Origin of the sequence: Chlamydia trachomatis A/HAR-13 (genome assembly GCF_000012125.1) — a bacterium.
Classification (GTDB): Bacteria; Chlamydiota; Chlamydiia; order Chlamydiales; family Chlamydiaceae; genus Chlamydia; species Chlamydia trachomatis.
Map to the genome: position 1 here is coordinate 311,306 of NC_007429.1, position 21,567 is coordinate 332,872.

Genomic DNA, 21,567 nt, shown 5'->3' on the forward strand with positions numbered 1-21,567 from the left:
AATGCTCGAAAAACTTGTCGATTCCCTTTGGAAAATTTGTCGTAAAAGCAAATTTCAACACATGACGCCTATCGCAGATGCTGTTGATACTTTTTGCTTCGAGCCTCTACACACCCCATCTTCTCCACCGTTCGTTAGAGATGCTGTTGACGTCAAGCGTTGGATGATGTTGGTTGTAATTGCGCTCATGCCAACGATCTTTGCAGCCGTCTGGAATTCGGGTCTACAAGCTCTGGTCTATCAATCCTCTGATCCACGAATCATGGAGGCATTCTTACACATATCTGGATTTAAGAGCTATTTTTCATTCGTTTCACAAGAGATCGGTATAGGATCCGTCCTTTTTGCTGGATGCAAAATTTTTCTCCCTCTCCTCTTCATTAGCTATGCTGTAGGAGGAACTTGCGAAGTTCTTTTTGCTATTATTCGTAAGCATAAAATAGCAGAAGGACTGTTAGTAACAGGAATGCTTTACCCGCTAATCCTTCCTCCTACTATTCCTTATTGGATGGCTGCCCTTGGCATTGCTTTTGGAGTAGTTATGGGGAAAGAACTTTTTGGCGGCACAGGAATGAATATTCTCAACCCAGCCTTAACAGGACGAGCTTTTCTATTCTTTACATTCCCTGCTAAAATGAGTGGAGACGTTTGGGTTGGCAGTAACCCTAGCAGAATTAAAGAAAGCCTTGCAACGATGAGCTCTTTGGCAGAGAAGAGCCATTTCGATGGATTTTCTCAATCCACTTGTTTACAAGTTCTGAATTCGACTCCTCCATCCGTCAAACGTGTTCACATCGATGCCATAGCCTCTAATATCTTAAATCTTGAACATGTTCCTACCCAAGATGTTCTCCAGACTCAATTTGCGACATGGGCAGAATCTTATCCAGGTTTAACAGTAGATCAACTTTCCTTAGAACAACTTCAAAATTTTGTAACTACTCCGATAACCGAAGGAGGTTTAGGGCTTCTTCCTGCACACTTTGATTCTGCCTGTTCCCTTACTGAGGCTGTTTATGGTATCGGAAAATTTTCTACAGGAAACCTATTCTTTGGAAATATTCTAGGATCTTTGGGAGAGACTTCAACTGTAGCGTGCTTACTAGGTGCGGGGCTTCTTTTGTTAACAGGAATCGCTTCTTGGCGAACTATGCTATCTTTTGGTCTAAGTGCTTTTTTCTTTGCATGGTTCTTTAAAATCATGAGCATCTTAACAACCGGGAATGCTGGTGCTTGGGCTCCTGCAAAGTTCTTTATTCCTGCCTATCGCCATCTTTGTATTGGAGGCTTAGCATTCGGGCTAGTATTTATGGCTACCGATCCAGTTTCTTCCCCTGCAATGAAGCTTGCAAAATGGCTGTATGGCGCTTTTATAGGATTTCTAACAATTCTCATACGTTTAATCAATCCTGCATACCCTGAAGGAGTTATGTTAGCCATCCTATTAGGGAACGTGTTTGCTCCATTATTTGATAACATCGCTCTTAAGCAATACAGACAACGGAGAATATAAAATATGGCATCCAAGTCTCGCCATTATCTTAATCAGCCTTGGTACATTATCTTATTCATCTTTGTTCTTAGTTTAATTGCTGGTACCCTCCTGTCTTCTGTGTATTATGTCCTTGCACCTATCCAACAGCAAGCTGCGGAATTCGATCGCAATCAACAAATGCTAATGGCTGCACAAGTAATTTCTTCCGATAACACATTCCAAGTCTATGAAAAGGGAGATTGGCACCCAGCCCTATATAATACTAAAAAGCAGTTGCTAGAGATCTCCTCTACTCCTCCTAAAGTAACCGTGACAACTTTAAGCTCATATTTTCAAAACTTTGTTAGAGTCTTGCTTACAGATACACAAGGAAATCTTTCTTCATTCGAAGACCATAATCTCAATCTAGAAGAATTTTTATCTCAACCAACTCCTGTAATACATGGTCTTGCCCTTTATGTGGTCTACGCTATCCTACACAACGATGCAGCTTCCTCTAAATTATCTGCTTCCCAAGTAGCGAAAAATCCAACAGCTATAGAATCTATAGTTCTTCCTATAGAAGGTTTTGGTTTGTGGGGACCTATCTATGGATTCCTTGCTCTAGAAAAAGACGGGAATACTGTTCTTGGTACTTCTTGGTATCAACATGGCGAGACTCCTGGATTAGGAGCAAATATCGCTAACCCTCAATGGCAAAAAAATTTCAGAGGCAAAAAAGTATTTCTAGTCTCAGCTTCTGGAGAAACAGATTTTGCTAAGACAACCCTAGGACTGGAAGTTATAAAAGGATCTGTATCTGCAGCATTAGGAGACTCACCTAAAGCTGCTTCTTCCATCGACGGAATTTCAGGAGCTACTTTGACTTGTAATGGTGTTACCGAATCCTTCTCTCATTCTCTAGCTCCCTACCGCGCTTTGTTGACTTTCTTCGCCAACTCTAAACCTAGTGGAGAGTCTCATGACCACTAATAAATCCTACTTAACCTATTTTACAGATGCGTTGTGGATCAACAATCAACCTTTGATCGCTATCTTAGGTATCTGCTCAGCTCTTGCGGTTACGACTACGGTGACTACAGCTCTAACTATGGGATTCGCGGTTAGCTTTGTCACTGGCTGTTCCTCTTTTGTTGTTTCTTTGCTTAGGAAAATTACTCCCGAAAGTGTTCGGATGATCGCTCAGCTAATTATCATTAGCCTATTTGTGATCTTAATTGACCAGTTTTTGAAAGCTTTTTTCTTTACTATTTCGAAAACCCTCTCCGTTTTTGTTGGATTAATCATTACTAACTGCATTGTCATGGGGCGAGCAGAAAGTATGGCTAGACACGTTTCACCTATTCCAGCGTTTTTAGATGGATTAGGATCTGGCCTCGGCTATGGGTGGGTACTTGTTTGCATTAGTATCATTAGAGAGCTATTTGGCTTCGGAACTATTCTAGGATTTCGTGTCATTCCTGAAATTCTATACACTTCAGCAGCACACCCTGATGGATACGAAAACCTAGGTCTGATGGTTTTAGCTCCATCCGCATTTTTCCTTTTAGGGATCATGATTTGGATCGTAAACATTATTAGAGCTCCAAAGACAAAGAGGTAGCGTTTATGTGGTTGGGAGACTATTCTTTATTAAATCTCTTAGGGATCTTTTTACAAGCCACGTTTATTCAGAATATTTTGCTGTCCACATTTTTAGGAATGTGTAGCTATTTGGCCTGTTCATCTCGCTTGTCAACAGCCAACGGCTTGGGGATGTCTGTGGCTCTCGTGCTTACAATTACAGGAAGCATTAACTGGTTGGTACATTATTTTATCACAAAACCGGGCGCCTTGGCTTGGTTATCACCTGCATTAGCAAATATTGATCTCAGCTTCCTAGAATTAATCATGTTTATTGTTGTTATCGCAGCATTCACACAAATTTTAGAAGTACTCCTCGAAAGATTTTCCAGAAACCTTTACCTAGCTTTGGGAATATTTCTTCCCCTTATTGCAGTAAACTGCGCTATCCTAGGTGGAGTATTATTTGGAATTACTCGAAACTATCCTTTTCTACCTATGGTGGTATTCTCCTTGGGCTCAGGATGTGGCTGGTGGCTTGCGATCGTTCTTTTTGCAACTATTAGAGAAAAATTAGCTTACTCCGATGTTCCTCAACACTTACGAGGGACAGGGATTTCCTTCATTACGACAGGACTGATGGCTATGGCTTTTATGGGATTAACAGGAATTGATATTTCCAAACCCACAACATCTAAACCTGCATTTGTCACGAATATAGCCACTGATAGCCCACAACCAAATACACATTCTAGCTCAGAAGAACCCAAGGCTTCATAAATGGCGGTTAATAGCCGCCTTTGCTAGGGTTCTAAAGAAAAGCTTTCGCTGCGGAAATCTTCGGTGAGTTGTAGAACCACAAACCATCCTTCTGATTCTGTGGCATTATTAACAGGAAGAATATCATCTTCAAGAGCTGTATTGACCTCCAACACCTCTCCAGAAACAGGAGAAAGAACCTCAATAGCTGACTTTGAAGATTCTAAAATGCAAAGCTTTTCTCCTTCTTTAATAAAAGCTCCTAAAGAAGGCAGATCTATGTGCAAGATATTCCCTAAATGCTCTCGCATTTGAGATGATAAACCAAGTTTTACTATTCGAGAATGAATAGGTTCTATCCATACATGATAGTCAGAATAATATTTTTTCCCTTTCATAATAGTCCTACTCAATCCTTTAACTAGGGTTGTGAAAAAAAACTTCTTCCAAATAGGGTCTTAAAAATTCCTCATTCAAGTGACTTTTAGCAAATAATAGCTTATCTAGGCTTACTGGATAATCACAACAAGACTTGGAAATAGCAGTGTAATAGAAAGGGCCTTTATCCAAATCGAATAACACATCGGATACTTGACCTTCTTTTAAGGCAAACATATCTTCGAACTCTTGAGGGGCCCCCTGATCACCTCTAGAAAACGTCTTCATAGTTTTCTCTAGTCCCCAAAAAAGATCTCCCTGCGCTAATTTTCCTGTTTGGAAAGCTTTGACAAATCTAACTAAACGTCTCTGATATAAATCCTGGCCCTGACTATTTGGAAAAGCTTCTTGCAGATGCGTCAAAACACGACTAATGCGCTCTTCTGCTTTGTATTTCTCTAATAGAACTTTCTTTAGCCCTTTGCGCAAAACTTCTTTATACGGCAAAACCTCATCCTTATCTGCGCGACTGATTACACTAATGGAATAGAAATGTTCATTATCTTGAGTATAGCTATCTACAGAATCTTGTTGCATCAGCACATTAGCTAAACGAACACCGTTCTGAATACCTGGTAACACATGATCCTTACCTATAGACAAGAAAAGTTCTTCCTCTTGCCGCTCTTTCTTAGCTAATTCAGATTGAATCCGCTCTGGATCTGCACGAAGAATTGCTTTTCTTACATAGGAATGGGCTTTCTCTACAATAGCTGGTCTCAAATTTAAGATATCGCGTAGAGAAGAACTGGTTTCTAACTCTGGAAATTCTAATACAATTTCTTCAAAGTTTTCAGGATTTTGATACCACTGGTAGACTTGAGACATCGGCACATATTTTTCTAGATCCGATAGTTTTACGCTCTGATAAGAAACAGCGAAACGTTTCCCAACCAGACACTCGGCTTTACGTCGTACCCTTTCTATTGGAAAGGCTTTTGTGGGAACATCTAAAACGTGAGCGGAAGGAAAAGCTGTTAAATGGAGGTAGGTCTCAAAAGCTTCTAAATCTTCTTTGTCCTTGAAAACTAAACTATCCGGTAAATGGAATAACTCCACAGATACCGAATCTTTCCCCATAGAAAAGAACTTCTGCAAAGGATAGTAATCGAAACTCACAGCCCCTTCTAGAGATAAAAGAGCTTTCTTATATAACAAAATTTCTCGATACATACTGAGAAAATCAGACTCTTCTACCCCCATAAAAGCATAAAAAGAGGCCACTAGCTGCTCGAATGTTAAATTGAACTCAGCATGTTTACTCAGTCTAGCAAATGCATGTTGCGCCTTATCATAAAAATCTTGGCGAGCTTCTTTTAAGGAAGGCATCCCAACCTTCTTTTTTTGCTCATCTATAAAACATAACATTGCCTCTGTAACAGAAGAAATGTACTTATCCCCAAACCAATCTTTCACATTTTTATATCCGAATAGACGTAAATCACGACCTTGAACCAAAGAATTGTCGACTGGAAGATTGAACATCTGACGACGATATTCCAGCATTTGTCTAAGAACGTAGTGAGGGAATTTTTTTTCTTCTAAGAACAGCCTTACTCGAGCAGCAAACCCTTCTGGAGAGACTGGATCAGTCAATTGCTGGAATATATGGAAAGCCTCTCGTAATTGAGGCGCGGAAGATTTCCAAACTTCTTCTGAAGAAATAAAAGGAGCATCGAATCGCCGATACCCTTCGTAACTCCTCTCTTTATCAAAAGCTGGAAATCCAGACTTGTATATACTCAGGAAGATCTTTTCCCCTAACTTATTCGTTAGGAAACGCTCGGTTAACAAACCCTCATTAAGAAAATTCCACTCCCTAGGATTCCCTGTAAAAGGATAGGCTTCATTGGATAAAAAATGTTTCAAAAGAAGGAATTCTTTTTCAGAATATTTCCTACCCAAAGGAGTTCTATAGACTGTTTTACCAGATCCTAATTTGTTTGTTTTCTTAACGGTTTGACCAACGCCTACGCCAACTCCAGATAAACAAACGCCAGCGATAACTAGTCCGATAAACTTCTTTTGATGCTTGTTAAAAAATGCTAACAAGAGACCCTTCTTTTTTGAGAACAATCCTTTTAAGAAAAAAAAGGAAAACTACTTCTACAGAATTCCTTTACGAAGAGAGAAAGAGATCCCTCTAGAATATCTCATGGTACTTGTTGCATAAGATTATTATCAAGTTTTCATGGACAAAGACCGAAGGGAGGATCTGTACAGATCCTCCCTCCCTATTAGAAGAGTTAAGATGGCATGTATCTCTGTTCTAAGTACCCTAAACAATAATGTACAGGATCAAAATACCAGTTTATAATGTCATCATGAGTCACTGATTTAGAAAGTCGCAAATCTTTTTCAAATACTACCTGAGCTTTAGAGACTGCTTCTTTTGAATCAATCACCACAATGCATTCGTAATCGCAATCGTTACTCTTCTTTCCAAAATTGTAACTGCCTATAACTAAAATATGATCATCTACAAGCATGCACTTTTTATGCAGTTGTGTATTAGCTACATAAAACTCGCTCACATAAAACTTCATAGAGGCTCGACTGGGAGAATACAAAAAGCGTTCCCACAAAAGCGGCCGAGAACCGAAAGTCAATGGGAAATAATTAATTCGATTTCCCCAAGCATAGCTTCTAGTGATTTCGGGACTCCGATCCGTTCTCCCATTGGTTACTAAATAGATTTCTACGCCTCTATCCCAGCAAGCAGCCATGAGACTATCATATATTTTCGCTACCGGAATAAAAAACATCTGCGCTATCCGGATAGAATGTTGAGCTTGGTTAATCAGCCGAACATATTCTTCAGCAATCGTGTTGTTCGATTCATCCGGTCCGGAAAAGATAAAATGCATTTTATCTAAAGGTACAGATACAGCACAAAGGCTCGTCTCAATCATAGCACAGAAAGAGGATCTAGCTTTTTCTATAGAAAGATTGATTGGATCAATGCCTCTAAAATCATCTAATTTTTTGTTTAACCATAGTTTTTGAGTGAAATCCTTCCACAAAGCATAGTGAGCACAAAATTCTTTTCTCAGCAATGCTCCATATTCTTCCGAGACAATCGTTACATCTTGATCTCGCATAGCTGAAGGCCGAAGCACTCCTCCTATCACAGCACGAGGGGAATCAGAGACTTCTAAATCCACATCCCCTTTAGAACATTGAAGATCCTCTAAATTTGAACCTCCGATAAAAATGTACTTCCCATCAACAATGGACAACTTAGTATGCGACTCTGTCACGTTAGGGAAAAATACATTACAATACGGTGGCCAATCTGAAAACAGGTAGAAAAACCTGTCAGGATAATTTTCTTGCAGAGTTTTTAAATTCTTCCGATCATTATCATCAATACATGTAGGTTGGACCAATATGTAGCTTACAAGCGCAGGCACTTCTTCCATACGCTGCTCCAAGCGCTGAAGAACTGTGGATAAAATCTCTCCTCCTGCTAAACAAGGACACAATTCTACAGTATATTTAGCACTACTAATAGCGGCCAACAGGTGTTCGTACATTTCATAGCCGTTATCATGAATAAGAACCTTAGCTTTTTTGTCTCCATCCGGAATAGCTATAGTGTGTGCAAAACCATTCAACGAGACAACACAAGCTACAAATACAAATATTTTCCGTAAAAAAGCCATTTTCATCCTTATTAAATCCCCTCCTGCATAAAGATCCGCATCAAAGAGTCTTTAACCTCTTTTCTAACTTCTTTTAATACTGTTGAGGATGCTTCCATCCCTAATGGGAAAAAAGCACTCTTCTCTATCTCAGGTCCGATCTTATCCACAAGGTCTGGAAGCAAAATATTTCGATAGAAATCAAGAGAATTACCAGATAGAAAGATAGAGCCCTGATGCAAAAAGCCTTGTTTCACAGACCTTTGAGCCGCTCCTCCTACTTTTCTATTTCCTATAAGAACGTCGTATTTAGAAGTTTTTGCCACACAAAAATTAGAAGACTCTGCTCGATCAGTCGATACTTCAATGGGTGATAACGAACCTTCCAATCCAAATAATTTATTGATTGTCTTCAGAACAAAACGATTGACCGTATGATAGTTCGCCAGGATAGAGTCTTGATATAAGGGATGTTCTGAAGACACCAGAAGCGAGAACGCGTAATCACTATTATGAAATGTAACACCACCACCTGTCGGACGACTTGCAGCGCTTACTCCTAAAGATTCCCAGTTAGCCTTTAAGAATCTCTCAGGCTTAATAAAGCATCCATAAGTCAAAGGGAAAATCCCTTCCCACTCATACAAATGAAGAATGACTTCTCCCTTTCTTAAAGAGTCTAGAAGCAAACGATCCTTTTGCATGAGATCTTTAGGAGTTCCTCTAATAGAATCAATGACACGCGTTCTCATTATTCAATAAATATCTATAACCATTCTAAATAAACAGACAGAGAACAACTTCTCCCGTTTATTTCACGGAAACATATTACATCAGAACAGTGATCTAATAAAATAAATAATGCCTGACTCTAAAAAAGCTTCTAAAAATTTAAAAAAAGTCTGCTATAAAAAGTGCTTTAATCTCCCAATTCCTTTCCCTTTACGAAAAGTTGCATCATTATCATAAATGTCGTATATGCTTGAAAAATATTCCACCTTGCCATTCAGGTTTTTATGTTTGAGAAGTTTACCAATCGCGCAAAGCAAGTGATTAAGTTGGCGAAAAAAGAGGCTCAACGACTCAATCACAACTATCTAGGAACCGAGCACATCTTGTTAGGATTACTAAAATTAGGCCAGGGTGTGGCTGTTAATGTATTACGCACTCTTGGTGTTGACTTCGATACAGCAAAGCACGAAGTAGAAAGGCTGATTGGCTATGGCCCCGAGATTCAAGTTTACGGAGATCCAGCTCTTACTGGAAGAGTGAAGAAATCTTTTGAATCCGCTAATGAAGAAGCTGCTCTTTTAGAACACAATTATGTTGGAACTGAACATCTTTTGTTAGGTATTCTCAATCAATCCGATGGAGTGGCTTTGCAAGTATTAGAAAATTTGCACGTGGATCCTAAAGAAATCCGAAAAGAGATTTTAAAAGAATTAGAAACATTTAATTTACAACTCCCCCCCTCTTCCTCCATCACTCCTAGAAATACTAATAGCTCTTCTTCTTCGAAATCTTCTTCTCCTTTAGGAGGTCATACTTTGGGCGGAGATAAACCTGAAAAACTTTCAGCTTTGAAGGCGTACGGTTACGACTTAACAGAAATGTTTAAAGAATCGCGCCTCGATCCAGTGATCGGGCGTTCTGCAGAAGTCGAACGATTAATTTTAATTCTTTGTCGTCGAAGAAAAAATAACCCAGTCTTAGTTGGAGAAGCTGGAGTAGGGAAAACAGCCATTGTAGAAGGCCTCGCTCAGAAAATTGTCTCAGGAGAAGTTCCTGAAGCTCTTCGTAAAAAACGCTTGATCACTTTAGATTTGGCTCTAATGATTGCAGGAACCAAATACAGAGGGCAGTTTGAAGAACGCATCAAAGCTGTGATGGATGAAGTTCGTAAACATGGGAACATCCTCTTATTTATTGATGAGCTTCACACGATTGTTGGTGCAGGAGCTGCTGAAGGAGCTATCGATGCTTCTCATATTCTAAAACCAGCTCTAGCTCGAGGAGAAATTCAGTGCATTGGCGCTACGACCCTAGATGAATACCGTAAACATATAGAAAAAGATGCCGCTTTAGAACGTCGGTTCCAAAAAATCGTTGTTCAACCTCCTAGCGTCGATGAAACAGTAGAAATTCTCAGAGGTTTAAAGAAAAAATACGAAGAGCATCACAATGTCTTCATCACTGATGAAGCACTAGTTGCTGCAGCTAAACTCTCTGACCAATATGTTCATGGTCGATTTCTTCCTGATAAAGCAATTGACCTCTTGGATGAAGCTGGAGCTCGTGTACGAGTCAATACGATGGGACAACCTTCGGACCTGGTGCGTCTAGAAGCTGAGATAGAAAAAACAAAACAAGCTAAAGAGCAAGCTATCGGAACTCAGGAATACGAAAAAGCTGCTAGCCTTCGTGATGAAGAGAAGAAGTTAAGAGAAAAATTAGGAAATATGAAACAACAGTGGGAGTCCAATAAGGAAGAACATCAAGTTCCCGTTGATGAAGAAGCTGTTGCACAAGTAGTTTCCGTACAAACAGGAATTCCTGCAGCTCGTTTAACAGAAGCTGAAAGCGAAAAACTTTTAACCTTAGAAACGACTCTACAAAAGAAAGTAATCGGCCAAAGTCAAGCTGTTGCTAGTATCTGTAGAGCTATCCGTCGTTCTAGAACAGGCATCAAAGATCCTAATAGACCTATGGGATCCTTCCTATTTTTGGGCCCAACTGGTGTCGGGAAGACTTTATTAGCGCAGCAAATCGCAATTGAGATGTTTGGAGGAGAAGATTCTCTTATTCAAGTGGACATGTCTGAGTACATGGAAAAATTTGCAGCCACTAAGATGATGGGATCTCCTCCAGGATATGTCGGTCATGAGGAAGGGGGTCATCTAACAGAGCAAGTCCGTCGCCGCCCTTACTGTGTTGTGTTGTTTGATGAAATTGAAAAAGCACATCCAGATATTATGGACCTTATGCTTCAGATTTTGGAGCAAGGGCGTTTAACAGACTCATTTGGACGTAAGATCGATTTTCGTAATACCATCATCATTATGACTTCTAACCTAGGAGCAGATTTAATTCGGAAAAGTGGTGAAATAGGGTTTGGGCTTCGTTCTCACATGGACTATGCAGTTATTAAAGAGAAAATAGATGCTGCAGTTAAGAAGCATTTAAAACCCGAGTTTATCAACCGTTTAGATGAGAGTGTTATCTTTAAGCCTCTTGAAAAAGAAGCTCTTTCAGAGATTATCCATCTAGAAATTAATAAGCTGGGCTCTCGTTTACAAAACTATCAAATGGATCTTAATATTCCTGATTCAGTGATTTCCTTTTTGGTAACTAAAGGGCATTCGCCAGAAATGGGAGCTCGACCTTTAAGACGTGTTGTGGAGCAGTATCTGGAGGATCCTTTGGCAGAAATGCTATTGAAAGAGTCTTGCCGACAAGAAGCTAGAAAATTACGCGCGCGCCTCACAGAAGAACGCGTTGTTTTCGAAAGAGAAGAAGAAGCTGTTTCTGCTTTAGCTATAGAAGGCGATGGCTCAGAGCCTATTACAGCTGATGAATCATAGGCACTTCAATCACTCCTCCTCCTAAACAAATGTCCCCCTGGTAGAAAGCTACAGTCTGTCCAGGGGTGACAGCTTTCACAGGGACATCGAAAATCACTTTTACCGTTCCATCTTCCAAAGGATATACAGAACATTTCTCGTCAGGGGATCTGTACCGAACTTTAGCACTACAGATCATAGGCTCCTGCAAGGGAACAAACCAATTAAGTTCCTTAGCTAAAAGCTCTTGTCGATAAAGTAAAGGATGATCTTCACCCCTTACAATGTAAACAATATTCTTTTCCATATTCTTGCTAAGAACATAACAAGGCTTTTCCATTCCTCCTATGTTTAACCCTCGACGCTGTCCAATCGTATAATAATGGGCTCCTTCATGTCGGCCGACTACCTGTTGTGTATCAAAATCAATAATGTCTCCAGGAGAGTCTGCTACAAACTGCTCAAGGAAACTCTTAAAAGGCCGTTTACCAATGAAGCAAATCCCTGTGCTATCTTTTTTTGTGGCGGTAGCTAAACCAGCTTCTTGAGCAATTCGACGTACCTCCGTTTTATACACACCTCCCAGGGGGAAAAGTACATTGGATAAAGCATCCTTAGGAGTGCCACATAAGAAATAACTTTGGTCTTTATTGGGGTCTATTCCTCTGGACAAACCAGTTCCATCAGCCCCTCCTCGACAATAATGTCCCGTGGCTAAAAAATCACCTTTTAGCTCACGTACCTTCTTCTGTAATAAATCAAATTTGATTTCTCGATTGCATAACACATCAGGATTGGGAGTGTAGCCGTTCGCATATTCTCTTAGAAATCTAGAAAACACTCGCTCTTTATATTCCTTAGAAAAGGAAACTGTGTAATATGGAATGGACAATTGTTCTGCGATCCGCTCTACATCGCGAAAATCTTTGGTTGCAGTACACTCACCATTCTCGTCCTGCTCTCCCCAATTTTTCATGAAGAGCCCAACAACATTATACTCCCCTTGCTTCTTTAAGAGATAAGCAACAACCGAGGAATCCACTCCTCCAGACATAGCAACAATGACAGTTTTACGCACAATGAACCCAGAAAACGCTTTCGTTTATTGAAGTTTGCACATTACAAAGGGCCATCATGTTAGCAAAAAAACAGGATCAAAAAAACCTATTTCTCAAGCCGCCTCTTTTAAATCTTAATTACAAAAAGACAAATCAATTCAATTTTTCAAAAAAAGAATTAAACATTAATTGTTGTAAAAAACAATATTTATTCTAAAATAATAACCACAGTTACGGGGAAATCTCTTTCATGGTTTATTTTAGAGCTCATCAACCTAGGCATACGCCTAAAACATTTCCTTTGGAAGTTCACCATTCGTTCTCCGATAAGCATCCTCAAATTGCTAAAGCTATGTGGATTACGGGGATAGCCCTCGCAGCTCTATCTCTGCTCGCTGTAGTCGCCTGCGTTATTGCCGTCTCTGCGGGAGGAGCTGCCATTCCTCTTGCTGTCATTGGTGGAATTGCTGCAATGTCTGGCCTCTTATCCGCTGCCACCATTATCTGTTCTGCAAAAAAGGCTCTGGCTCAACGAAAACAAAAACAACTAAAAGAGTCGCTTCCGTTAGATAATGCGACCGAGCATGTGAATTACCTGACCTCAGACACCTCTTATTTTAATCAATGGGCATCCTTAGATGCTCTAAATAAGCAGTTGTCTCAGATTGACTTAACTATTCAAGCTCCTGAAAAAAAACTATTAAAAGAAGTTCTTGGTTCCAGATACGATTCCATTAATCACTCCATCGAAGAGATCTCCGATCGCTTTACGAAAATGCTCTCTCTTCTTCGATTAAGAGAACATTTTTATCGAGGAGAAGAGCGTTATGCCCCCTATTTAAGCCCTCCTCTACTTAACAAGAATCGTTTGCTGACCCAAATCACATCCAATATGATTAGGATGCTACCAAAATCCGGTGGTGTTTTTTCCCTCAAAGCCAATACACTAAGTCATGCCAGCCGCACACTATATACAGTATTGAAAGTCGCTTTATCCTTAGGAGTTCTCGCTGGAGTCGCTGCTCTTATCATCTTTCTTCCCCCTAGCCTGCCTTTTATCGCTGTTATAGGAGTATCTTCCTTAGCATTGGGGATGGCATCTTTCCTTATGATTCGGGGCATTAAGTATTTGCTCGAACATTCTCCTCTGAATAGAAAGCAACTAGCTAAAGATATTCAAAAAACCATTATCCCAGATGTCTTGGCCTCTATGGTTCATTACCAGCATCAATTACTATCACATCTACATGAAACTCTATTAGATGAAGCCATCACAGCTAGATGGAGCGAGCCCTTCTTTATTGAACACGCTAATCTTAAGGCAAAAATTGAAGATTTGACAAAACAATATGATATATTGAACGCAGCCTTTAATAAATCTTTACAACAAGATGAGGCGCTCCGTTCTCAATTAGAGAAACGAGCTTACTTATTCCCAATTCCTAATAACGACGAAAATGCTAAAACTAAAGAATCGCAGCTTCTAGACTCAGAAAATGATTCAAATTCTGAATTTCAGGAGATTATAAATAAAGGACTAGAAGCTGCCAATAAACGACGAGCTGACGCTAAGTCAAAATTCTATACGGAAGACGAAACCTCTGACAAAAGATTCTCTATATGGAAACCCACAAAGAACTTGGCATTAGAAGATTTGTGGAGAGTGCATGAAGCTTGCAATGAAGAGCAACAAGCTCTCCTCTTAGAAGATTATATGAGTTATAAAACCTCAGAATGTCAAGCTGCACTCCAAAAAGTGAGTCAAGAACTGAAGGCGGCACAAAAATCATTCGCAGTCCTAGAAAAGCATGCTCTAGACAGATCTTATGAATCCAGTGTAGCCATGATGGATTTAGCTAGAGCGAATCAAGAAACACACCGGCTTCTGAACATCCTCTCTGAATTACAACAACTAGCACAATACCTGTTAGATAATCACTAACGGTTCTTCATAAATGACAAAAAGAAAAAGGAGAGCTGTTGCTGTGCTCTCCTTTTTCTCTAAATATTCCTGAAAGACTAACCTTTTTATGGTTGCGTTGAGCCTCCTCCTCCTGTTCCCGAGGAGCCCGCAACGGTAGAGTCTGTAGCATTAGAAATGATAACAGCTCCTACGATCATAGCAATGACGGTAACCACCATAGTACATACAGAAATACCGAAGTTAGCTCGGCGTTTCGTAACACAAGAAGAGCAAGGCCAGTCCGTCTCCGAAGAATCACAACGGTATTGATGAGCATTTAGATAGGACATAACATTAGTATTATTTGTAGAAGCTGTAGCTGCGAAGTAATTCTCTGACTCCTTATGCGCCTGTTTGGTTGGAGCTGCGGCAACAGCTTCTGCAGCTTTCTCATCAGCCTCAGGTTTCTCCGTCTTTGCTTTCTTGGCTTTTTGAAGAGCGGCTCGTTGTCTTGCTCTAGCATTTACAGAATTTTCATTGCGTTTTACACGTGTAGTCAAAGCTTTCTCCGCATCATAGCGCAATGTAGAAGTAATACTTCCGTCTCTTTTAAGATTCTCACTTACCGCACAAGCCGCACGCCCAGATTTACGAGCAGTCTTTTCTTCTGCTAACCACTCACGAATCAATTGACGTTTTTCTTCTGGAGAAAGAGAAGCTCGAGCAGCAGCTATTGCTGCTTCTGTAGGACTCAATTCTTCACTCTTAGCAAGAGAAGTATTTACAGGCTTTTTCTTGAGAAGCTTTCTTTCTCTTTTACTATTACATAGCCAATCGAAAAATTCTTTCTCAGACTGAGTTATTTGTCGTTTTTTAGTCGTTTGAACCACTACTCGAGGCTCTTTACCTCGAGCCTTGTTCTCTTTTTTCGCAGTTAAACGCTGCTCATGATTTCCAGAGAACAATCCATTTGTAATACAAGAAAAGAAATCCTTTTTCTTAAAAGAAGCCTTACATGCAGATTTTCTAGAAGCACATCTTTTTTTACGAAGTTTTTTAAGAGCCTGTCCAGCAACTCCCCTGTCAGCCTGCAATGCCTCTTCCGCTTGTGCTTCTATAATAGTAGGAAGAGTTTGGCTCATCTGACTTGCATGACCCATAGTATGGGTGAAAGTCAATAAGATCGAAAGCATAGCAAGTTGCGAAGTAAGCTTGTAACCCATCATGACGGCACTTTCTCCTAGATCCACCTTAGGGATCACCATAGCAACATTAAAGCTTTTTTCACAACTTGGACGTACAATTCTTTTTTTATTGATAACTTAATGAATTTGAGCTTCCCAATTTTTAACAAAAGCTAAAAGCTGTGGCTGATCCGGATGCTCCTTAAGAAAGAGTCGAGCTTGAATAGACATGCCTAAGTGCACGATTTTATTCACAAGATTCAAATGATTTCTATCTTGATTAGCGAATAAGAAGAACAGAGTATCAACAGGCTTACCGTCAAGCGCTCCATATTCAATGCTTTGAGATAAGAAAACGGGAACAATAATATCGTACCCAACGTTAATCAAGAAGTCCTTAGCATGAGGTAAAGCAATTCCCTCTCCGATACCTGTAGACATAAGACTTTCCCGATGCATAAGCATCTCGAATAGAACTACCGGATCCAACTCGAACTTATTAGCTATATAATGAGCAGCATACCGTAGGGCGCCTTCCTTACTATCTACAAGAACATTTTTTAGAACCCCTCCCCTATAAATAGCTCGATATAGGCTATATCTAAGTGACAAATCCTTGGACTCCCCTTTTTCCTCTCGTTTTTCATCTAGAATAACCCCATGATTGTGGATAAGCCAGTCTTCCACTTCTTCTCTATTGAAACGCAACTCATCGTTAATCGTGTAACTAGGGATTCCTCCACAAGATACCCACTGTCGGATAGAATCTTCTGCTACATCCAATAATACAGCTAACTGATCTAATCGCAAATCCATAACTAGACTCCTGAAAAAACACTCATAACTTCTTCAACAGTTTGCACTTGTAAGAGTTGTGATCTTCTGGCTTCATCTCGCAAAGATTGTGTTAATGCCGATAACAGTTTCAGATATTTCGAAGGGGCATCAGATGGCCCTCCAATAAGAAAAACAAGCCGCACAGACAACCCGTCTATAGCATCCCACAAAATACCCTCTGAATGGATGCCTAGAGCAATAAAAAAATCTGCACTCCCATCGATTTTCCCATGAGGAATAGCTACTCCCATACCGATACCTGTAGACATAATATTCTCTCTTGCCAATAGAGCACGAAAGAAAGCCTCCCTATCTTCCAGTAACCCAGCTCTGGCAGCTAGCTCCGAAAGTTCAAAAAGGATATCTTCTCTAGTATCTGAATGTAAGAAAGTGATTAAATCTGATGAAAGTAACGAACTTAAAGTAACAGCTTGCTTATGGTCAGCAACGCAAGTCATCTTAACATTCCCCAGTATGCCCAAATCCACCGGTTCCCCGCGCCGTAGCGGTTAACTCTTCCTGAGTTTCGACAAAAGACACTTGTTCAACCTTTGCTACAACAAGCTGTGCTATACGCATTCCGGGTTCTACAATGAATGTAGCTTCGCCAAGATTTGCTAAAATAACCCGAATTTCTCCCCGATAATCTGCATCGACAGTTCCAGGAGATTGAAGAACAATAACGCCGTACTTGCTAGCTAATCCACTACGAGAACGAACTTGAATCTCGTACCCATGAGGGATTTCCACAGAAATCCCAGTAGGAATCAGGGCTCTCTGCCCTGGCAAAATAGCTATAGGCTCATTGATATTTGCACGGACATCTGCGCCAGAAGCTCCAGAAGTAGCATACTCGGGTAAGGAGCTTCCAGACTCCAATTTACAGAAAAATTTCATAGAAGGCCCTCTTTTTGAAGAGCCTCCTATGATCTTTTATTCGTTATCATCTGTCAACAAAAAAATCTCTTTAAGGGTCTTAGAGATATCTCTGGGGCAATTACCTTTGCCTCCAGAATATGCCTGACAGCTGAAAAAACTTAACAAACTTTCTAAAGTTGTTTTGAGCTGTTTTCTCTCTACTACCTTATCAATCATCCCATGTTCTAATAGGAATTCAGATTTTTGAGCTCCTTCTGGCAGATCTTCCCCTATCACCTGAGATACCACTCGAGGTCCAGCGAAACAAATTAAAGCTTTAGGCTCTGCAATAATCACATCTCCTAAAGAAGCAAAAGAAGCAGTAACTCCCCCAGAAGTAGGGTTTGTCAAAACAGAAATATAAGGTAGCTTGGCTTCATGTAACTTAGCCAAAGCTGCAGATGTTTTTGCCATCTGCATTAAGGAAAAAACAGACTCCTGCATCCTAGCTCCCCCTGAAGCAGAGACAATGATAACAGGCAACCGAGAGTCTATAGCCTTCTCTATCAAACGAGTAAGCTTCTCTCCCACAACAGCTCCCATGGAACCAGCCATGAAACTGAAATCCATAACAGCTAAAGCAACAGGATGACTTCCGATTGTACAGACCCCGACTAAAACCCCTTCGCTGTCAGGATTATCTTTACGAGCCTTCTCCAGACGGTTGGGATAAGTATCTGTATCAACAAAATTCAAAGGGTCTTGCGAACGTAAATCCGAAAATAAAGGATTCCATGAATCTTTATCTGCCAACAGCGCTATCCGTTCCGAAACACTAATCCGATAGTGGTACGAACATTTGGGACAGCAATTAAAGTTCTGTCCCAACTCATTGGCATGAATCATTTCGCTACAATGCGTACATTTTAGCCAGCCACTGAAGCCATCAGCTTTTATTTTTTGCACTTTGATCTTTGGTTTATCATAGGAAAATAAACGCACAAAACCATCCTCTTTACAAAAAATTGAGCAATAATTTTATTGTAATTTTTTTTAACCAATCAATAATAAAATTATTGCTTGCTCATTTCTACAAAGCGATTCTCTATATAATCCCAATTAATTATGCTGGGGAAACTTTTTAGATAGTCCATTCTCGCATTTTTATACTGGAGATAATATGCGTGCTCCCACACATCTACTCCTAGGAGAGGGATCATCCCAGTCGTCGCCTCCAGAGGATCCTGGTTTGCTGTAGTCTGTACCATAAGCTCTTGTTTTTGGGGACAAAAAGCTAACCATCCCCAGCCAGATCCTTGCACCGCAGCAGAAGAAGTAATAAAATTTTTTAAAAAGTTATCGAAAGAGCCCCAGAATTTTTCGATTAATTTTAACAATTCATGACGAGGAGGAACTCCCCCTCCTTTCCCTTGAGGCGCAAGCATCTCCCAGAAAAGAGAGTGGTTAATATGGCTTCCACCATTGAAACGCAGAGCAGGATTGATTGCGATTAACCTTGCTAAATCTTGAGTAGCGTTTGCTACATCTAAACTTTTTAAGGCCTCATTCAAATTATTTATATATCCTTGGTGATGCTTTTGATGATGCAGTTGCATAATCTCAGCACTAATTACAGGCTCTAAAGCATCGTAATCATAAGGCAATGCGGGAAGCATATAAGAAGAAAAGACCATAGCCATCCTAAAAAATAAGGTTACTATCCTCGCCACCTTCTCTATTTTCTACAGGCTAGCTAGATAGATCCCTCTAGATTATCAATAAAATATTCACTGTCAAGAGCTATCCACATCTTTACGTACTGATGCTAAGAGTAAAAAAGGTAACTCTTGGTTTCTTTAATGAATTGTTGCAAAGCTTCAAAACTCTCCTTTTCTCGAGCTTCACGGACAGTTCGCTCTTTAGAAAATTCTGAAAAACTTTGCTTGATTTCAAAATACAGCTTCATTTTCGGCTCAGTTCCTGAAGGCCGTACAATTACTCTACAATCTCCTTCATAATAGAAACAAAGCATCGACATCTTGGGTAAAGATAATTTGTACGTAATATCGGTAACTAAATCGCGTCCTTCCCCTGTATTGTAATTTTCAAAGGCAATTAATTTACGACTTGACAAAGACATCCGAAGAGGATCCTGTGTTTCCCAACGATCCAACAGTTCTTGTTTCCGCTGAGGTTGATCGATAGGAAGATCTATCGACTCTGTCCGGTTAGCATAATAGCCATAGACCTCATAAAGCTCTAACAGAGCATCTCGTAACGTACACCCTCGTATTTTTTGCTGCAACGCTGCCTCAGAAATGAGCGCCGCAGCAATCATAGCGTCTTTATCTTCTACATACGAGCCATACAGATACCCATAAGACTCCTCTGCTCCAAAAATAAATCGCTCCATACCGGAACGCCATAATTCTATTTTTTCACCTATATATTTAAAGCCTGCACCAACATTAACGATATTGGCTCCATAAGACTCTGAGATGGCTGTTAAAAGCTCTGTTGTTACAAGGCTCTTCACTACTTTATCTTCCGCACCCAAAGGAGCCTTTTGAGACTCTTTACTCAAGATATGTGCAGCCAATAAGCAAGCAATCTGATTACCGTTAAATCTATAAGGACCTTCTTTCTCTAAAGAAACCACCCCTATCCTGTCCGAATCTGGATCTGTTGCGATAAACAAATCATCTTTTTGCTCTACCATCTGCTGAATACCCAATACCAAGGCTTCAGGATCTTCAGGATTAGGAAGAACCACTGTAGAGAAATCCCCATCTGGAACTATTTGTTTTTCAACCAAAGATACTGAAGAGAAACCCCAATCTTTCAATATCCTCGGAATCATAGTTACTCCGGTACCATGTAGTGGAGAATAACTGATTCGCAATAGCGAACCATGCCGCCGATTATCTTCTTCGCATAACTGCAAATTATGTAGAGTTTCCTCGTAGCAATTCTCCATATCCTCTTGAACCATGCGAATATATGGATGATCTAAACTCTCTACAGCAGAGACCATCTCCACCTTCTGGAACTCTTCCACGATTTCCTGATCCATGGGCGGAAGGACTTGTCCTCCTGTTGACATGTATACTTTATAACCATTGTAGGGGGGAGGATTATGCGAAGCGGTAATCATGACCCCAGCTTTAGCCTGAAGCTCTCGCACTGAATAAGAAACTAACGCCAAAGGCTCTGGAATCTGAAATAAATAAGCAAGAATACCGTTACCAGCTAAAACCTTAGCAGTCTCTTGTCCGAACTCGAAAGAATAATGACGCGTATCATACCCAATCACAACACTAATCTTCTCATCTGGATATCTTCGCTTTAAGACTCGGGCTAAACCCTGTGTTGCTCTCCTAATTGTAAAAACATTTAAGCGATTTGTCCCTATTCCCACGAGACCTCGTAATCCGGCAGTCCCAAAGGTTAACGTCTCACTAAATAACTCTCTCAATCGCTCAGGATCATTATCAAGCAGGGTTAAAACAGAGGTGTGGTCGCAAACAACATCCTCAAGCCAAGACAAAATGTTTTTGGCTGTTTGAGGATCAAACATTCCCTCTATTTTCCTTCTAGGAATTTCCATAAGACAACCTTCCGATCAGAACGAAACACTCATCCACGCTCTACCAAATACAGATACAAGCGAGGACAAAACGGGACTATACGTCAGGCTTCTGTTTTTGTAAAAAACTTGCTTAACTTAGAAAGTGGGATAGGCACAAAAATCCAAAGAATTAGTTAGGAAATCCCGCTGAGGAGAACCTAAGAATGATTGCTGTATCTCCTGCCCCCCAGTTGAAAACGTCCTGAGGATATTCTCCAGAAAAGAAAAGCCCCCAACCAGCTTTTTCTCCGGAAAGGCAAAGCAGCACAGAACAATCACAGTCATCGAAGAATATTTCTTCTTGCTTTTGCACCCAAAGATCCCTAACCAAAGCAACCCGTGAACGATGGGTAAGCTCAGCAGCTAAATGATCTAAACGAACTCTCTTGACTATCATCTGCACTTCGGGTAAAGTTCGATGAACATTCTCTCTCCAACGCTGAAGATGTCGATCCTTTACCACGGCAACCTCCTTTAGAAATAGCTTCAACTCCGCTTCCAACTGTTTACAGTCAGAAACAGGAGCCAACCCCTCGAATAGGATGTGCCCATGATTTTGGAAATAACGCTTGTGCTCTAGGTGTAAAACTGCCCTCATACTCACTTATTTAGGCGAATAAACTCGAAAGTACTATAGACT

At 40.3% G+C, this 21,567-nt stretch carries 19 protein-coding genes; 6 read left to right on the forward strand and 13 right to left on the reverse strand.

Annotation, left to right across the window (positions count from 1 at the left end; translation table 11 throughout):
- The first annotated feature begins 1 nt into the window (after window position 1).
- The 4 genes from CTA_RS01485 to nqrE are packed head-to-tail and all read left to right on the forward strand — an operon-like array spanning window position 2 to window position 3,838.
- Window positions 2-1,513 carry a Na(+)-transporting NADH-quinone reductase subunit B gene (locus tag CTA_RS01485; RefSeq protein WP_009871625.1) on the forward strand — a complete coding sequence of 504 codons (1,512 nt, stop codon included), beginning with the start codon at window positions 2-4 and terminating at the stop codon, window positions 1,511-1,513.
- A gap of 3 nt (window positions 1,514-1,516) precedes the next feature.
- The gene (locus tag CTA_RS01490) at window positions 1,517-2,467 is read left to right on the forward strand and encodes a Na(+)-translocating NADH-quinone reductase subunit C (RefSeq protein WP_009871626.1); all 951 of its coding nucleotides are present in this window, start codon (window positions 1,517-1,519) and stop codon (window positions 2,465-2,467) included.
- Window positions 2,457-3,098: an NADH:ubiquinone reductase (Na(+)-transporting) subunit D gene (gene nqrD / locus CTA_RS01495; protein WP_009872522.1), complete on the forward strand. Its 642-nt coding sequence runs from the start codon at window positions 2,457-2,459 to the stop codon at window positions 3,096-3,098. Before CTA_RS01490 ends, nqrD begins: the two co-directional genes overlap by 11 nt.
- Window positions 3,099-3,103: 5 nt before the next feature.
- On the forward strand, window positions 3,104-3,838 hold the full coding sequence (nqrE, locus tag CTA_RS01500) for an NADH:ubiquinone reductase (Na(+)-transporting) subunit E (RefSeq protein WP_009871628.1): 735 nt from the start codon (window positions 3,104-3,106) through the stop codon (window positions 3,836-3,838).
- Between the two features lie 23 nt (window positions 3,839-3,861).
- Here nqrE and CTA_RS01505 read toward each other — a convergent pair whose 3' ends face one another.
- The 4 genes from CTA_RS01505 to CTA_RS01520 form a co-directional block, all read right to left on the reverse strand.
- Window positions 3,862-4,215, reverse strand: a complete 354-nt coding sequence (locus tag CTA_RS01505; protein ID WP_009871629.1) for a glycine cleavage protein H-like protein — start codon at window positions 4,213-4,215, stop codon at window positions 3,862-3,864.
- 19 nt (window positions 4,216-4,234) lie between these two features.
- Complete coding sequence (locus CTA_RS01510) at window positions 4,235-6,331, reverse strand: hypothetical protein (RefSeq protein ID WP_011324669.1); 2,097 nt, start codon at window positions 6,329-6,331, stop codon at window positions 4,235-4,237.
- Window positions 6,332-6,501: 170 nt separating this feature from the next.
- Window positions 6,502-7,926, reverse strand: coding sequence for a phospholipase D-like domain-containing protein (locus tag CTA_RS01515; RefSeq protein WP_009871631.1), 1,425 nt, complete (start codon window positions 7,924-7,926; stop codon window positions 6,502-6,504).
- A 5-nt stretch (window positions 7,927-7,931) separates the two neighbouring features.
- Window positions 7,932-8,651, reverse strand: coding sequence for a lipoate--protein ligase family protein (locus tag CTA_RS01520; protein ID WP_009871632.1), 720 nt, complete (start codon window positions 8,649-8,651; stop codon window positions 7,932-7,934).
- A gap of 264 nt (window positions 8,652-8,915) precedes the next feature.
- Between CTA_RS01520 and CTA_RS01525 the strand changes: the two genes are divergently transcribed.
- Entirely contained in the window at window positions 8,916-11,480 is a 2,565-nt protein-coding gene (locus CTA_RS01525; protein WP_011324670.1) for an ATP-dependent Clp protease ATP-binding subunit, read from the forward strand.
- On the opposite strand, the gene mnmA is transcribed toward CTA_RS01525, so the two are convergent.
- On the reverse strand, window positions 11,461-12,537 hold the full coding sequence (gene mnmA / locus CTA_RS01530; protein WP_011324671.1) for a tRNA 2-thiouridine(34) synthase MnmA: 1,077 nt from the start codon (window positions 12,535-12,537) through the stop codon (window positions 11,461-11,463). The two genes, CTA_RS01525 and mnmA, sit on opposite strands and share 20 nt — an antisense overlap.
- Before the next feature lie 230 nt (window positions 12,538-12,767).
- Here mnmA and CTA_RS01535 point away from each other — a divergent pair, with 230 nt between their 5' ends.
- Window positions 12,768-14,459: an inclusion membrane protein IncM gene (locus tag CTA_RS01535; protein WP_011324672.1), complete on the forward strand. Its 1,692-nt coding sequence runs from the start codon at window positions 12,768-12,770 to the stop codon at window positions 14,457-14,459.
- A gap of 86 nt (window positions 14,460-14,545) precedes the next feature.
- Here CTA_RS01535 and CTA_RS01540 read toward each other — a convergent pair whose 3' ends face one another.
- The 8 genes from CTA_RS01540 to CTA_RS01575 all read right to left on the reverse strand — a co-directional run bounded on the left by CTA_RS01540 (window position 14,546) and on the right by CTA_RS01575 (window position 21,525).
- Window positions 14,546-15,685, reverse strand: coding sequence for a hypothetical protein (locus CTA_RS01540; protein WP_011324673.1), 1,140 nt, complete (start codon window positions 15,683-15,685; stop codon window positions 14,546-14,548).
- Window positions 15,686-15,742: 57 nt separating this feature from the next.
- Entirely contained in the window at window positions 15,743-16,420 is a 678-nt protein-coding gene (locus CTA_RS01545) for a PTS sugar transporter subunit IIA (protein ID WP_009871638.1), read from the reverse strand.
- 2 nt (window positions 16,421-16,422) lie between these two features.
- Window positions 16,423-16,899, reverse strand: coding sequence for a PTS sugar transporter subunit IIA (locus CTA_RS01550; RefSeq protein WP_009871639.1), 477 nt, complete (start codon window positions 16,897-16,899; stop codon window positions 16,423-16,425).
- A gap of 1 nt (window position 16,900) precedes the next feature.
- Window positions 16,901-17,338, reverse strand: a complete 438-nt coding sequence (dut, locus tag CTA_RS01555; protein WP_009871640.1) for a dUTP diphosphatase — start codon at window positions 17,336-17,338, stop codon at window positions 16,901-16,903.
- Window positions 17,339-17,374: 36 nt separating this feature from the next.
- Entirely contained in the window at window positions 17,375-18,301 is a 927-nt protein-coding gene (gene accD, locus CTA_RS01560) for an acetyl-CoA carboxylase, carboxyltransferase subunit beta (RefSeq protein ID WP_009871641.1), read from the reverse strand.
- Between the two features lie 71 nt (window positions 18,302-18,372).
- Window positions 18,373-18,993 (reverse strand): superoxide dismutase, encoded by a 621-nt coding sequence (locus CTA_RS01565; protein ID WP_009871642.1) that lies wholly within the window; start codon window positions 18,991-18,993, stop codon window positions 18,373-18,375.
- A gap of 131 nt (window positions 18,994-19,124) precedes the next feature.
- On the reverse strand, window positions 19,125-20,906 hold the full coding sequence (locus CTA_RS01570) for a phospho-sugar mutase (RefSeq protein WP_009871643.1): 1,782 nt from the start codon (window positions 20,904-20,906) through the stop codon (window positions 19,125-19,127).
- 151 nt (window positions 20,907-21,057) lie between these two features.
- Entirely contained in the window at window positions 21,058-21,525 is a 468-nt protein-coding gene (locus CTA_RS01575) for a DUF5070 domain-containing protein (protein WP_009871644.1), read from the reverse strand.
- Between the last annotated feature and the right edge of the window lie 42 nt (window positions 21,526-21,567).

Excerpts from the sequence above, each read along its gene's own strand:
- CTA_RS01485 (WP_009871625.1), top strand. The coding sequence starts at position 2 with ATGCTCGAAAAACTTGTCGATTCCCTTTGGAAAATTTGTCGTAAAAGC.
- CTA_RS01490 (WP_009871626.1), top strand. The coding sequence starts at position 1,517 with ATGGCATCCAAGTCTCGCCATTATCTTAATCAGCCTTGGTACATTATC.
- nqrD (WP_009872522.1), top strand. The coding sequence starts at position 2,457 with ATGACCACTAATAAATCCTACTTAACCTATTTTACAGATGCGTTGTGG.
- nqrE (WP_009871628.1), top strand. The coding sequence starts at position 3,104 with ATGTGGTTGGGAGACTATTCTTTATTAAATCTCTTAGGGATCTTTTTA.
- CTA_RS01505 (WP_009871629.1), bottom strand. The coding sequence starts at position 4,215 with ATGAAAGGGAAAAAATATTATTCTGACTATCATGTATGGATAGAACCT.
- CTA_RS01515 (WP_009871631.1), bottom strand. The coding sequence starts at position 7,926 with ATGAAAATGGCTTTTTTACGGAAAATATTTGTATTTGTAGCTTGTGTT.
- CTA_RS01520 (WP_009871632.1), bottom strand. The coding sequence starts at position 8,651 with ATGAGAACGCGTGTCATTGATTCTATTAGAGGAACTCCTAAAGATCTC.
- CTA_RS01525 (WP_011324670.1), top strand. The coding sequence starts at position 8,916 with ATGTTTGAGAAGTTTACCAATCGCGCAAAGCAAGTGATTAAGTTGGCG.
- CTA_RS01535 (WP_011324672.1), top strand. The coding sequence starts at position 12,768 with ATGGTTTATTTTAGAGCTCATCAACCTAGGCATACGCCTAAAACATTT.
- CTA_RS01540 (WP_011324673.1), bottom strand. The coding sequence starts at position 15,685 with ATGGTGATCCCTAAGGTGGATCTAGGAGAAAGTGCCGTCATGATGGGT.
- CTA_RS01545 (WP_009871638.1), bottom strand. The coding sequence starts at position 16,420 with ATGGATTTGCGATTAGATCAGTTAGCTGTATTATTGGATGTAGCAGAA.
- CTA_RS01550 (WP_009871639.1), bottom strand. The coding sequence starts at position 16,899 with ATGACTTGCGTTGCTGACCATAAGCAAGCTGTTACTTTAAGTTCGTTA.
- dut (WP_009871640.1), bottom strand. The coding sequence starts at position 17,338 with ATGAAATTTTTCTGTAAATTGGAGTCTGGAAGCTCCTTACCCGAGTAT.
- CTA_RS01565 (WP_009871642.1), bottom strand. The coding sequence starts at position 18,993 with ATGGTCTTTTCTTCTTATATGCTTCCCGCATTGCCTTATGATTACGAT.
- CTA_RS01570 (WP_009871643.1), bottom strand. The coding sequence starts at position 20,906 with ATGGAAATTCCTAGAAGGAAAATAGAGGGAATGTTTGATCCTCAAACA.
- CTA_RS01575 (WP_009871644.1), bottom strand. The coding sequence starts at position 21,525 with ATGAGGGCAGTTTTACACCTAGAGCACAAGCGTTATTTCCAAAATCAT.